The 12,780-nt window shown below is 71.4% G+C and carries 12 protein-coding genes and 1 pseudogene; 6 read left to right on the top strand and 7 right to left on the bottom strand.

The genetic code is table 11. The features are described 5' to 3' along the window. Positions 1 to 3 precede the first annotated feature (3 nt). Entirely contained in the window at positions 4 to 1,173 is a 1,170-nt protein-coding gene (locus tag ACI2L1_RS06375) for a thiolase C-terminal domain-containing protein (RefSeq protein WP_404738160.1), read from the bottom strand. Positions 1,174 to 1,255: 82 nt separating this feature from the next. Here ACI2L1_RS06375 and ACI2L1_RS06370 point away from each other — a divergent pair, with 82 nt between their 5' ends. Both ACI2L1_RS06370 and ACI2L1_RS06365 read left to right on the top strand, forming a co-directional pair. Continuing rightward, entirely contained in the window at positions 1,256 to 2,443 is a 1,188-nt protein-coding gene (locus tag ACI2L1_RS06370; protein WP_404738159.1) for an acyl-CoA dehydrogenase family protein, read from the top strand. Beyond that, positions 2,440 to 2,910: a nitroreductase family deazaflavin-dependent oxidoreductase gene (locus ACI2L1_RS06365; protein ID WP_404738158.1), complete on the top strand. Its 471-nt coding sequence runs from the start codon at positions 2,440 to 2,442 to the stop codon at positions 2,908 to 2,910. Before ACI2L1_RS06370 ends, ACI2L1_RS06365 begins: the two co-directional genes overlap by 4 nt. 77 nt (positions 2,911 to 2,987) lie before the next feature. Here ACI2L1_RS06365 and ACI2L1_RS06360 read toward each other — a convergent pair whose 3' ends face one another. Then, on the bottom strand, positions 2,988 to 3,623 hold the full coding sequence (locus ACI2L1_RS06360; RefSeq protein WP_404738445.1) for a TetR family transcriptional regulator: 636 nt from the start codon (positions 3,621 to 3,623) through the stop codon (positions 2,988 to 2,990). A 135-nt stretch (positions 3,624 to 3,758) separates the two neighbouring features. On the opposite strand from ACI2L1_RS06360, the gene ACI2L1_RS06355 reads away from it, so the two are divergent. The 3 genes from ACI2L1_RS06355 (at position 3,759) to ACI2L1_RS06345 (ending at position 7,561) form a co-directional block, all read left to right on the top strand. Further along, positions 3,759 to 4,502 (top strand): VOC family protein, encoded by a 744-nt coding sequence (locus ACI2L1_RS06355; RefSeq protein ID WP_404738157.1) that lies wholly within the window; start codon positions 3,759 to 3,761, stop codon positions 4,500 to 4,502. A gap of 170 nt (positions 4,503 to 4,672) precedes the next feature. Next, a complete protein-coding gene (locus ACI2L1_RS06350) occupies positions 4,673 to 7,024 on the top strand; it encodes a PQQ-binding-like beta-propeller repeat protein (RefSeq protein ID WP_404738156.1) in 2,352 nt (783 codons plus the stop codon). 96 nt (positions 7,025 to 7,120) lie between these two features. Beyond that, positions 7,121 to 7,561, top strand: a complete 441-nt coding sequence (locus ACI2L1_RS06345; RefSeq protein ID WP_404738155.1) for a hypothetical protein — start codon at positions 7,121 to 7,123, stop codon at positions 7,559 to 7,561. 3 nt (positions 7,562 to 7,564) lie between these two features. On the opposite strand, the gene ACI2L1_RS06340 is transcribed toward ACI2L1_RS06345, so the two are convergent. Genes ACI2L1_RS06340 through ACI2L1_RS06325 form a run of 4 tightly spaced genes read right to left on the bottom strand, consistent with a single transcriptional unit; the run spans position 7,565 to position 10,900 of the window. Then, complete coding sequence (locus ACI2L1_RS06340; protein ID WP_404738154.1) at positions 7,565 to 8,533, bottom strand: alpha/beta fold hydrolase; 969 nt, start codon at positions 8,531 to 8,533, stop codon at positions 7,565 to 7,567. A 36-nt stretch (positions 8,534 to 8,569) separates the two neighbouring features. Further along, positions 8,570 to 9,355, bottom strand: coding sequence for an enoyl-CoA hydratase/isomerase family protein (locus ACI2L1_RS06335; protein ID WP_404738153.1), 786 nt, complete (start codon positions 9,353 to 9,355; stop codon positions 8,570 to 8,572). Continuing rightward, complete coding sequence (locus ACI2L1_RS06330) at positions 9,340 to 9,747, bottom strand: Zn-ribbon domain-containing OB-fold protein (protein ID WP_404738152.1); 408 nt, start codon at positions 9,745 to 9,747, stop codon at positions 9,340 to 9,342. Before ACI2L1_RS06330 ends, ACI2L1_RS06335 begins: the two co-directional genes overlap by 16 nt. 1 nt (position 9,748) lies before the next feature. Further along, a complete protein-coding gene (locus tag ACI2L1_RS06325; protein ID WP_404738151.1) occupies positions 9,749 to 10,900 on the bottom strand; it encodes a lipid-transfer protein in 1,152 nt (383 codons plus the stop codon). A 105-nt stretch (positions 10,901 to 11,005) separates the two neighbouring features. Between ACI2L1_RS06325 and ACI2L1_RS06320 the strand changes: the two genes are divergently transcribed. Further along, complete coding sequence (locus tag ACI2L1_RS06320; RefSeq protein WP_404738150.1) at positions 11,006 to 12,568, top strand: FadD3 family acyl-CoA ligase; 1,563 nt, start codon at positions 11,006 to 11,008, stop codon at positions 12,566 to 12,568. 78 nt (positions 12,569 to 12,646) lie between these two features. Here ACI2L1_RS06320 and ACI2L1_RS06315 read toward each other — a convergent pair. Continuing rightward, a pseudogene (locus tag ACI2L1_RS06315) lies at positions 12,647 to 12,766 on the bottom strand (transposase family protein); the annotation flags it as partial. Positions 12,767 to 12,780 lie beyond the last annotated feature (14 nt).

Here is a 12,780-nt window from a genome sequence, read left to right as displayed (position 1 = left end):
GCGCTAACGCCCCAGCACCACCGTCCCCGACGAGCAGAACCACCCCCCCGTCCCCGACGCCACCGCCAGCCCCGGCGCCGACCCGTCCCGCCGCCGCACCTGCCGTGCCCCGGCCTCCCCGCGCAACTGCCGTACGGCCTCCACGAGCAGGAACAGCCCCCGCATTCCGGGGTGTTGGGCGGACAGCCCGCCCCCATCCGTGTTCACCGGCAGGTCACCGCCCTCGACCCGCAGTCGTCCCTTCTCCACGAAGGAACCGCCCTCGCCCTTCGCGCAGAAGCCGAGATCCTCCAGGGTCACCAGCGTCATATACGTGAAGGCGTCGTAGATCTGGGCGAGTTCGATCTCCTCGGGGCGCACTCCCGCCCGCTCGAAGGCCAGCCGTCCGCTCACCGCTGCCGGGGACACCGTGAAGTCGGGCCACTCGGACATGCTGACGTGCGAGACGTACTCGCCGGTGCCGAGCACCCAGACGGGAGCGGTACGGCAGTCCCGTACGTACTCCTCGGCCGCGAGCAGCACCGCCGCGCCGCCGTCGGAGCGGAGGCAGCAGTGCAGCTTGGTGAAGGGGTCCGCGATCATCGGGCCCGACAGGACGTCGTCCACGGTGATCGGGTCGCGGAACATCGCCTCGGGGTTGAGCGCCGCGTTCGCCCTCGCCTGTACGGCGACGGAGGCCAACTGCTCGATCGTCGTGCCGTGTTCGATCATGTGGCGGCGGGCCGCCATTGCGTACTTGGCGATCAGGGTGTGGCCGTACGGCACCTCGAACTGGAGCGGGCCGCGGGCGCCGAAGGACAGGGTGCCGGTGCGGCGGCCCTCCTTGATGTCGGCGCGGGCCGTGGAGCCGTAGACCAGCAGCACCGCGTTCGCGTGTCCCGCGGCGATCGCGTCGGCGGCGTGGGCCGCCATGACCTCCCAGGTGGAGCCGCCGACCGAGGTCGAGTCGACCCAGGTGGGGCGCAGGCCCAGGTACTCGGCGACCTCGGCGGGGGCGAGGGTGCCGGTGCCGGCCGAGGCGAGACCGTCGACCAGCCCTCGCTCCAGTCCCGCGTCGGCGAGCGCGCGGCGGGCGGCCTGCGCGTGCAGGGCGTAGGGGGTCGTGCCGTCCACGCGGCCGCAGTCGGAGAGTGCCACACCGGTGATCGCGACTTTCCGGCTGCCGGGGCTCATGAGGGGGCTCCTGCCTCTGTGCATCTGGTGCGGGCCCTCCTAATATGACGGACCGTCAGATCGGGAGGGAAGGGCCGGGGCCATGGACGCTCGCTTCACCGCCGAACAGGACGAGATCCGTCAGGCGCTCCGCGTAGTGCTGCAGGAGCGGTGCGGGCCACGGGAGTTGAGGGCCGCGGTGGACACACCCACCGGTCATGACCCCGCGCTGTGGCGGGTCCTCGCCGAACAGCTGGGCCTGCCGGGACTCGCGCTCCCCGAGGTGTACGGCGGTGTGGGGTGCTCGGTGACCGAGCTTGCGCTGGCCTGCGAGGAGACGGGACGCACGCTGGCGGCCACGCCGTTGCTGGGGACGGCGGTTCTCGCGGCGCCGCTGGTGACGGCTTTGGGTACGGAAGCCCAGCGTGCCGATCTGCTGCCCCGGATCGCCTCGGGTGACTTGACCATGGCGTTGGCTGTGCCGCCGGGTTCCGCGCTGGGGCTGACCTGTGACAACAGGGCCCAGTGGGCGGGCGGAGGACGTGCGGGTGGGGTACAGGCGCGACCTGTGGACCAACCCCCCGGCTCCGTCTGGCGGCTCTACGGCCAGGTCGACCAGGTCCTCGACGGGCACAGCGCCGGTCTCCTGCTCGTCGCCGCGCACGCCGGAGGGTTCGCCCGTTCCCGTACGCTCCTCTTCCTCGTCCCCGGTGACGCCCCCGGGCTCGTCCGCACCCGGCAGACCGCCCTTGACGCCACCCGCCCCCAGGCCCGGCTCCAACTCCGGGACGTCGAGGCGGAGTTGCTCGGGGCCGACACCGACGTCCTCGGTGCGCTCGCCCGGGTGGGAGACACCGCCGCCGCCGTCCTCGCCTGTGAGGCCGTCGGGGCTGCCGACCGCGCGCTGGAGCGGACCGTGGAGTACGTGAAACAGCGGGAGCAGTTCGGGCGGGCCATCGGGTCCTTCCAGGCCGTGAAGCACCGGCTCGCCGACGTCTACGTCCAGCTCCAGGCGGCCCGGTCGGCCGCCTACTACGCCGCCTGGGCCACCGCCCGCCAGGAACAGCGGGTCGGCGGTCTCGCCCTGGCCCAGGCCCTCGAAGCGCTGCGCACCGCCGCCGGCGAGGGCATCCAGCTGCACGGGGGCATCGGCTTCACCTGGGAGCACGAGGCCCAGCTGTACTTCAAGCGCGCCGCCGGGGACGAGCTGCTCTTCGGCCCCGCGCACCGGCTGCGGGCCCATGCCGCCGAGGCGGCCCGGCTCTTCGCGCGGGCGGAGGTGTCGGTGTGATCGGCGAGCGGATCGTGCAGCGGGTGTCGTCCACGCGTGGTTTCGCCAAGATCGCGCCGCATGTGATTCCGGCCCTGGACCGGGCAGTGCACCGGCTCACCCGGGGGAAGGTCCTGCTCAGCGCCCAGATGCTGCCGGGGGTGATCCTCACCTCGACGGGGGCGAGGAGCGGGCTGCCCCGTCGCACCCCGCTCGCGTGTATGCCCGAGGACGACGGCCGCACCTGGATCCTCATCGGCTCCAACTTCGGCCGCGACGGCCACCCCGCCTGGACCGCCAACCTCCTCGCCCACCCTGAGGCCACGATCAGCTGGAAGGGCCGGGACATCGAGGTCACGGCGACGCTGCTGACGGGGGAGGAGCGGACGGCCGTATGGAAGACCGCGCTGGCCTTCTGGCCGCCGTACGCCACCTACCAGGCACGGGTCGAGCGGGAGATACGGCTCTTCAGGATCGTACGGAAGTGAACGCACGACAGGCGGCCGTCCACCCGTGTGAACAACCGCCTGCCTGACAGGACTTGGAACCCGGAAGGGAAGTCGAGCTACTTCGTCGGCTTCTTCCCGGTCACGCCCAGGTGCACCAACAGCGCCAGATTCGGCTTGAGTTCAGCCTGCTTGACGCCCCACGTCTGGAAGCCCTTCTGGTGCGAGGCGACCGCCGCGAGCATCGCGACGAGTGAACCGGCGACCGCCGCCGGGTTGACGTCCTTGTCGACCCTGCCTTTGGACTGCAGCTCGGTGACCGCGTCCGCGAGGGAGTTGTTCACCGAATTGAGGATCTTCATACGGAGTTTGTAGAAGCGTTTGTCGCCCTCGGCGGCCCCGAGGTCGACCACGCGCAGGATGGCGTCGTTCCGGCGCCAGAACTCAAGGAAACCGTCCACGAGTTCCTGCGCGGTCTGCCAGCCTGCCTTGCCGACCCAGGAGCGGCCCGCGAGCAGTTCGGTCAACTGGCCGCCCTCGGTGGCCATTTGCTCGGCGATCTCCAGGACGGCTCCCTCGACGTCCGGGAAGTACTGGTAGAAGGTCGCGGGTGAAGTACCCGCCTTCCGGGCGACATCGATGACTTTGACGTCCCGGTAAGGGGAAGAGCTGAGCATCTCGCTGAGGCAGTCGAGCAGCTTCTGCCGGGTCGCCTGCCCACGCCGACCGGCCACACGGCCGTCGACGGTACGCACTTGTCCTGTCATGCCGTCAGCTTACCGAGGGGTGATCGGAGCGCGATTCGGCCGACTGCAAATGGGGTGCACGGGGCCCGGGAGACGGGTGTGCCTGGTCCTGCGGGGTGCGTGCGTCGCCGTTACTTTGACGGTATGGCCGAAAACAGGGCATCCGCAGACGGAACGGGATACGGCGAGGGCATCCCCTGCTGGGTGGACGCGCAGCTTCCCGACGTGGCCGCCGGGAAGCGGTTCTACGGTGAGCTCTTCGGGTGGACGTTCAAGGACGCCCACGGGGGTTCCGTGTGGGCGTACCGCCGGGATGAGCCGGTCGCGGCCCTCGCCCACAAGACGGACGGCCGGATGCCCACCGTGTGGACGGTGTACTTCGCCACCCCGGACATCGAAAGTCTCGCCGACCGGATCTGGGCGGCCGGCGGACAGGTCATCACCGCCCCCATGCCGGTCGGAGACCTGGGTACGTCCGCGCTGGTCACCGACCCGGAGGGGGCCGTCTTCGCCCTCTGGGAGCCCGGCAGTCACCAGGGCTTCGGCAGTCGGCACGAGCCCGGCACCTTCGCCTGGGCCGAGCTGTACGCCCGGGACACCGAGACCGCCAACACCTTCTACGGCGGGCTCTTCCACGACGCCCTCTTCGGCTCCGAGGCTCACCCCGACTTCGGCCGCGCCCCGGTCTCCGACGTGTTCCCCGCCGAGATGCCGCCGCACTTTCTCGTCCACTTCGGCGTCGAGGACTGCGAGGCCGTCCTCGGGACGGTCAGCCGTCTCGGTGGGCGGGTTCAGGCGCCGACATTCGAGACGTCGTACGGAAAAGTGGCCGTCGTCACCGACAATCAAGGGGCGTCGTTCGCCATCATGGAGCGGCCCGGGCGGTAGATGATGTCGCTTTGATGTGAGACACCCCATTTGACCCTGGGTTCGCAACCAGGCCTCCGGCCAGGAAGAATCAGGGTTGCGTGCCGCCATGGCGGTGCGGTGGTGAGACGCTGCACGGGGTCGCGTACACATGTGAGTGGCGCGGCTTGTACGGGGAGGTGGCAGGCAGAGTGGTGGATCAGCTGACGCAGCACGATCCGCGCAGGATCGGGCCGTTCGAGGTGCTGGGACGGCTGGGTGCCGGCGGCATGGGGCTGGTCTATCTCGCGCGCTCGGCTTCGGGCCGGCGGGTGGCGATCAAGACGGTCCGTACGGAGCTCGCCGAGGACCAGCTCTTCCGCGTCCGCTTCACCCGTGAGGTGGAGGCGGCCCGGGCGGTCTCCGGCTTCTACACGGCGGCCGTGGTCGACGCCGACCCGCGCGCGGCCGTGCCCTGGCTGGCCACCGCGTACGTCCCCGCGCCCTCCCTCGAAGAGATAGTGAACGACTGCGGGCCGCTCCCGGCCCAGGCGGTGCGCTGGCTCGCGGCGGGCGTCGCGGAGGCGCTGCAGTCCATCCACGGCGCCGGGCTGGTCCACCGCGACCTCAAGCCCTCCAACGTCCTTGTCGTGGAGGACGGCCCCCGGGTGATCGACTTCGGTATCGCGTCCGGTGTTTCGAACACCCGTTTGACGATGACGAACGTCGCTGTCGGCACCCCCGCCTACATGTCCCCCGAGCAGGCCAAGGACTCCCGCAGCGTCACCGGCGCCAGCGACGTCTTCTCGCTCGGCTCCATGCTGGTCTTCGCCGCCACCGGCCACCCGCCCTTCCACGGCGCCAACCCGGTCGAGACCGTCTTCATGCTGCTGCGCGAGGGCCCCGACCTCGAAGGCCTCCCGGCCGAGCTCCGGCCGCTCATCGAGTCCTGTATGCAGATGGAGGCCACCGGCCGCCCCAACCCGGCCGACCTCCAGTCCCAGCTGGCCCCTCACCTCTTCGGCTCCGGCTCCGACGACAGCGGTACGGCGTCGGCGTGGCTGCCCGAGAAGGCCGTGGCCCTGATCGAGTCCCGGCGCGGTGGCCGTACGCCGACCACGCAGGCACGCGGCGCCCGCAGCGGAGGCGGCCGCCCCGCCGCCGTACCCCGGCCGCCCTCCTACGACCCGGTACTGCCCGCGCCCGTCCCCGTCGGCGGCCCCGACACCGGCCCCGTCCGGCTCGCCGGCGCCCAGGTGCCCATCGGGCCAGGACCGCGGGTCGCCGACGCCCGTGCCGCCGCCGTGAAGGCGCCGCCGCCGGAGGCCGGCCTGGTCGCCTCCTGGTCCCGGCCGCGCCCCGGCGTCAACGGCACGGAACCCGCCGTGGGCCCCGCGGTACCGGCACCGCCGGCCGCGCCGCCGGAGACCGCGGCCGGCTGGCGACCGTGGCGGTTCCGCATGTCGAACGACGTGTGGGGCACCCCCGCGGTCGCCGGGGACCTCGTCTACGTCACCTCCTTCGAGGTGCACGCCCTGGACGTCGGCACCGGCCGCCGTCGCTTCAAGACGCGGGACGTGGCCTGGTCGATGGCGGTCGCGGAAGGCCGTATCCACGCCTCCGACGGCCCCACCCTGTTCGCCCTCGACGCCCGCGAGGGCGCCGACCAGTGGCGGCTGAACACCGACGCCTGGGTGTACTCCCTCAAGGCCGAGCGCGGCACCGTCATCACCGGCACGCGCGGTGGCGGGGTCCAGGCCTGGGAGGCCTCCAACGGGCAGAAGCTCTGGGAGCTCGCGGGCTGCCAGACCGACTTCGAGTCCCCCGAGGCGGGCCCCGCGCTCCACGAGGGCACGGTCTACGTCTGGCAGGAGGGCCGCCTGCGCGCCCTGGACGCCCGCACCGGCGAGGAGCGCTGGGCGTTCCCCCTCGGCGACGCGGCCTCCTGCGGCGGGGTACCGGTCCGGGTGGCCCAGGCCCACGACGGATACGTGTACATCTCGGCCGGGACGCGGGTCATGGCCCTGGAGGTGGCGACCGGGCGGGTGCGCTGGCACTTCGAGGCCCCCGCGGTCTTCCTGTGCCCGCCGACCTTCGTACCGGGGGCGGCGGTCACGGGCGGCGGGGTCTATCTCGCCGACTACCTCGGCACCGTGTACGCCCTCGACGCCACCGACGGCCGGGACCGCTGGCGCATCGCGACCGAGGCGCGCGCCTCGGTGGAGCCGGTGCTCGTCGCCGGGGGCCATGTGCACGTGGGGAGCGGCAAGGGGCTGTACACGCTGGACGCAGTAACCGGCACGCCCAAGTGGCGCTTCCAGGCGGGCGGCGACATCGTGGGGGCGCCCGCGGTGGCGGAGGGCCGTATCCACTTCGGCTCGACCGACCACCTGCTGTACACGCTGAAGGCCGACGACGGCCGACTGCGGTGGAAGCTCGCCACCGGCGGGGAGATCACCGGGTCGCCGGTGGTCAAGGACGGGGTCGTGTACGCGTGCAGCAAGGACCGCTGCGTGTACGCGTTGGACGCGGAGAAGGGGACGGGGACCGCCAGGGCCACCTGAGGGGGACCGCCAGGGCCACCTGAGAGTGATGTCAGTGGCCTCCGTTAGAGTGATCACATGCATTCACGGGGGCGTGTTCTCAGGTTTACGGCAGTCATGGCGGCGGTGGTGCTCGCGCTGACCGGGTTCTCCACCGGGCGCCACAAGAGCAGCGGGCGGCACAAGAGCAGTCACAGCGACAGTGACAGCGGCGGGGGGTGCAGCAGCTCCAGCCAGAACCACGACAGCTATACGCCGCGCACCACCAGCACCCGCCGCACCTCGACGCTCCAGGACGGCACCGCGCTGGTGGTGAGCTGTGCGACGAAGTCGATCCCCTACGCGACGGTCGAGGTCACCAACCCGAACAGCCGCCAGGCCACCTTCGAGGTCGACTTCTCCTTCGAGGACGCGACCGGTAAGCCGCTGAGCTCCGAGGTCAAGCAGATATCGGTGCCCGCGAGGGGCACGTCGAAGGTCCAGGTGAAGGCGAGCCAGGCCCTCCTGGCGAAGCTCGACCACTGCTGGGTCGAACCGGAAGCCGACCTGGTGAACTGACCGTCAGACCCGCAGCCCCGTCAGGAAGTCGACCAGGGCCGCGTTCACCTCGTCCGGGCGTTCCTGCTGGGTCCAGTGACCGCAGCCCGGGAGCAGGACCGGGTCCCGGACCAGGTTCGGCATCAGCCGCGGAAGCTTCTCGATCAGTTCCGGCGTTCCCGGGAACGCCGGGACCAGGTCCCTGTCGCCGTACATGTAGAGCGCCGGCGGGGTGACCCTCGCGCCGTGCCAAGGGGCCGTCAGTTCCCAGTTGCGGTCCAGGTTGCGGTACCAGTTGAGGGCGCCGGTGAAACCCTTGGTGTAGCTCTCGGTGAGCTGGTCGAGGTCCTGCTCGGTGAGCCAGGAGGGGAGTTCCTCGGGGTCGGGCATGTCCGCGAGCCAGCCGCGGTCCAGGTCGGTCACCAGGGCCTGCTCGTGGCGTCCGGCACCGGGGCCGTCTCCCGAGGCGCCGTACAGCAGCCTGCGCAGGGCGGCACGCGGGTCCTCGCCGAACTCGGCGTCGGCCACCCCCGGCTGCTCGAAGTAGTTCCAGTAGAAGTGCCCGTCGAACCGCTCCCGCATGGTCGCGAGCGGCGGCCGCTCGCTCCGGAACGGCGGCGGCACGCTCAGCCCCGCTACCCCGCGCACCACGTCCGGCCGGAACAGCGCGGTGTGCCAGGCGACCGGCGCTCCCCAGTCGTGCCCGACGACGAACGCCCGCTCCTCGCCCAGCGCGTGGATCAGTCCGACGACATCCCCGACCAGGTGGAGGATGCTGTACGCCGAGACGTCCTGCGGATGGTCGCTGGTGCCGTATCCGCGCTGGTCGGGCGCGACCGCCCGGAACCCGGCCGCGGCCAGCGGGCCGAACTGGTGGCGCCAGGAGTGCCAGGACTCCGGGAAGCCGTGCAGCAGTACGACGAGCGGTCCCTCGCCCTCCTCCGCGATGTGCAGCCGTATGCCGTTCACGTCGACCACGCGATGTTCAACCATGCGGCGAGCATACGCCTGCATAGGACACCGAAATTGCTAACGCAACCGAAACCCGGGCTGTCGTGAACGGAACAGTTCCGCCTGCCGTTCCAGGGGCAGATTCCCGAGCGAGACGAGGTGCGGCGCCTGCGCGAAGCCCTGCTGAACGGCTGCCTCCTTGGCGGCCCAGAGCGCGCGGACCGTGCCCTGCACCCCCTCCGTCGGATAGCCGGCGATGACCGACGCGGCGGCGACCGCGGCCGCCAACGACCCGCCCGGCTCGGTGAGTTCGGTGACCAGCCCGATGGTGTGGGCGCGCTCGGCGGAGAGCCGTTCCGCCGTCCCCATCAGCGCCATCCGCGCGGCCTCCCCATGAGGCATGACCTGCGCCATGAGCACCGACTCGTACGCGCTGACCATCCCGTAGGTGGTGTGCGGATCGAAGAAGGTCGCGGCCGGGTCGGCGACGAGGAAGTCGCTCTCGCCGAGGAGGTAGAAGGCTCCGCCGCAGGCCATTCCGTTCACGGCGGCGACGACCGGCTTCCAGAGGTCGTTGGACTTCGGCCCGATGCGCAGGAGCGGATCGTCCGCCATGTACGGGGAGCCCGGTTGCGGCACCTCGGCGTCCCGGTCGAGGCCGGTGCAGAAGGCCCGCTCCCCTGCGCCGGTCAGGACGACGGCCCGTACGGTGTCGTCGAACCGCAACTCCCGCCAGACGGCGACGATTTCGTCCCGCAGGGCCAGGTCGATGGCGTTGAGCCGGTGCGGGCGGTCGAGGGTGACGACCGCGACACCGGTCTCCTTGTCGGCGGCGACCCGCAGGCCGCTCACGACAGCACCCACTGCGGAAGCCCGTCCGAGAACACCACGTGCACCCGGGCGCCGATGCGGATCCGGCCGGGATCAAGGGAGTTGAGCGGCGCCCCGGCCGCGCGGACCAGATTCCCGACCAGCCGTATCCGGGGAGCCTCTTCCAGCTCGACGACGATGACGTTGTACGGGGCCTGCGCCGCGTAGTCCGGCAGGAGGGGTGGGTGCGGGACGACGTAGGACCAGATCCGGCCGCGCCCGGAGACGGGACGCCACTCGGTCCCGAACGACTGGCAGTGCGGGCAGCAGGGGCGGGGCGGGAAGCGGAGTTCGCCGCAGTCGGCGCAGGCCTGGACGCGGAGTTCGCCCTGGGCGGCGTACTGCCAGAACGGGGCGCCCGTGGCGTCCTTCACCGGTTCGAGCATGTCAGCTCCTGTTGGTCAGCAGCAGGGCGGAGGTGGGGACGCCCTCGCCGGCGGTGACGAGGCACGTGGCGGCGTCCGGGACCTGGGCGGTGCTGGTGCCGCGCAGCTGCCGTACGCCCTCGTCGATGAGGTTGAAGCCGTGCACGTAGGCCTCGGACAGTCCGCCGCCCCCGGTGTTGATCGGCAGCCGTCCGCCGATCTCCAGGGCACCTTGTTCGGTGAACGCGCCGCCCTCACCGCGCCCGCAGAAGCCGTAGCCCTCCAGGGAGAGCGGGACGAGAGAGGTGAACGCGTCGTAGATCTGGGCCACGTCGACGTCCTGCGGGGTGAAGTCGGCGTGTTTCCACAGGTGTCGGGCGGCCGACCAGGCGGGTCCGGTGAGCGGGTCGTCGTTCCAGTAGTTGACCATGCCGTGGTGCTGGGCGGGCAGTCCCTGGGCGGCGGAGTGGACGTAGACGGGGATGTTCGGGCAGTCGCGCGCCCGTTCCCTGCTGACGAGGACACACGCCAACGCCCCGTCCGTCTCCAGGCAGTTGTCGAAGAGACACAGGGGCTCGCTGATCCAGCGGGAGGTCATGTACATCTCGCGGGTCAGGGGGCGGTCGTACATGATCGCGGCGGGGTTCTGGTTGGCGCGGTTGCGGCAGGCCAGGGCGACGTTGAAGAGGTGGTCGCGGGTGGCGCCGTACTCATGCATGTACCGGCGGGTCAGCATGGCGATCTCATCCGCGGGGCGGAGCAGGCCGAAGGGCCTGGTCCACTGGGCGGGGGTGGGGAGTTGGACGGTGGTGTTGGTCCAGGGGCGAGGGCCGGAGCCGCGCTTCCGTGACCGCCAGGCGACACCGACGCTCGCCTGTCCGCTCGCTATCGCCGCCGCGAGGTGCGCGACCGTGGCGCACGAACCGCCGCCCCCGTACCCGACCTTGCTGAAGAAGGTGAGGTCGCCGAAGCCGACTGCCTTGGCCAGCTCGACCTCGTCCGTCTCCTCCATGGTGTACGAGGCCAGGGCGTCGACCTCGCCGGGGGCGATCCCGGCGTCGTCGAGTGCGGCGAGAACCGCTCGGCAGGCGAGGGTTCTCTCGTCCTCGGCGAGGTTCTTGGCAAAGGGAGTTCGTCCGATACCGACGATCGCCGTGGCGTCCTTGAGGGTCACGCTGCACGCACCTCCGCACACTGTGAGGCCTGCTGACAGCCCGTCAGGCTACAGCTAATCTGACGGGTAGTCAGCTAATGCGTTTCCGCTTTCGGGGAGGCCGATGTGGAGTGGCGCAGCATCCCGGAGCTGGTCCGGTGGGCGGCGGAGCGGTACACCGACGCGGAGGCGGTGGTGGAGGGCCGTACCCGTGTGACGTACGGCGAGTTGGGCGCCCGCGTGGAACGCGCGGCGGCCGCGTGCATCGCGAACGACGTGCGACCGGGCGACCGGGTGGCCGTCTGGGCCCCCAACTCCCTGGACTGGATGGTCTCGGCGCTGGGCGCGGTGTCTTCCGGAGCCGTCCTCGTGCCCCTCAACACCCGCTTCAAGGGCACGGAGGCGGCGGACGTACTGCGCCGGAGCGGGACCCGGCTGCTCTTCGTGACCGGCACCTTCCTGGGCACGTCGTACGTGGCGTCCCTGCGCAGGGCGGTCTCGGAGGGGCCCGGACTGCCGGACCTGGAGCAGGTGGTGGTGCTGTCGGACGACGCCCCCGCCGACTACCGCACATGGAAGGACTTCCTGGCGAGCGGGGACGGGGTGGGGGAGGCGGAAGTGCGGGCGCGCGCCTCCGCGGTGTCCCCCGAGTGGCCCTCGGACATCGTCTTCACGTCCGGGACCACGGGCCGCCCGAAAGGCGCCGTGATCACCCACGAGCAGACGCTGCGGGCGTACGAAGTCTGGTGCGACCTGGCCGGATTGAGGCAGGGCGACCGCTATCTGATCGTCAACCCCTTCTTCCACACCTTCGGTTACAAGGCCGGGGTGATCGCCTGCCTGATGCGCGGGGCGACGATGATCCCGCAACCGGTGTTCAACGTCGACACCGTGCTGGCGAACATCGCGTCGGAACGCGTCTCGGTGCTCCCGGGCCCGCCCACCCTCCACCAGTCGCTCCTCGACCACCCGGCACGCGCCTCCTACGACCTGTCCGCCCTGCGTCTGGTGGTGACGGGCGCGGCGGTGGTGCCGTTGCGCCTGGTCGAGCAACTGCACGCGGACCTGGGCGTGGAGACGGTCCTGACGGCGTACGGCCTCTCGGAGGCGAGCGGCATCGTGACGATGTGCCGGCGCGGCGACCCGCTGCCGGTGATCGCGTCCACGTCCGGCCGGGCCATCCCCGGCACCGAGGTACGGGTCGAGGCGCCGCCCGGCGAGCCCGGCGAGGTCCTGGTCCGCGGCTTCAACGTGATGCGCGGCTACTACGAGGACGCGGCGGCCACCGCGGAGGCGGTGACGGAGGACGGCTGGCTGCGCACGGGTGATGTGGGCCTCCTGGACGCGGCGGGCAACCTCCGCATCACCGACCGCCTGAAGGACATGTTCATCGTCGGCGGCTTCAACGCGTACCCGGCGGAGATAGAGCAACTCCTCGGCCTGCACCCGGCGGTGGCCGACGTGGCGGTCATCGGCGTGCCGGACGCGCGCCTCGGCGAGGTCGGCCGGGCGTATGTGGTCCGGCGTCCGGAGTCCGTCCTGACAGCCGACGACCTGATCGCCTGGGCCCGCCGGGAGATGGCGAACTACAAGGTGCCGAGGTCGGTGGAGTTCGTGGGGCGGCTGCCGCGGAATGCGGGGGGGAAGGTGGTTAAGGGGGAGTTGCGGGGGAGTCCGGTTGAGCTTTGAGGTGGGGCTTGGGAGTGGGGGGCTGGGTGGGCGAGACCACGCGAGGCGCCCGGTGACGATGGGGCCGCGGCACGCCCCCGCCGCGAGCAGCCCGACGGCTTCCGTGATGTACCGGTACACCGTGCTCACACCCACCTCGAACCCGGCCGCGAGCTGCGCGTAGGTGTGCCCTAGGAACAGGTGTGCCGGCACCAGCAGGCCGGGGCCGCGCC

This window comes from Streptomyces sp. NPDC019531 (genome assembly GCF_044903305.1).
Classification (GTDB): Bacteria; Actinomycetota; Actinomycetes; order Streptomycetales; family Streptomycetaceae; genus Streptomyces.
Note: the sequence above shows the minus strand (reverse complement) of the source record. Positions and strands in the feature narration are given on the sequence as shown.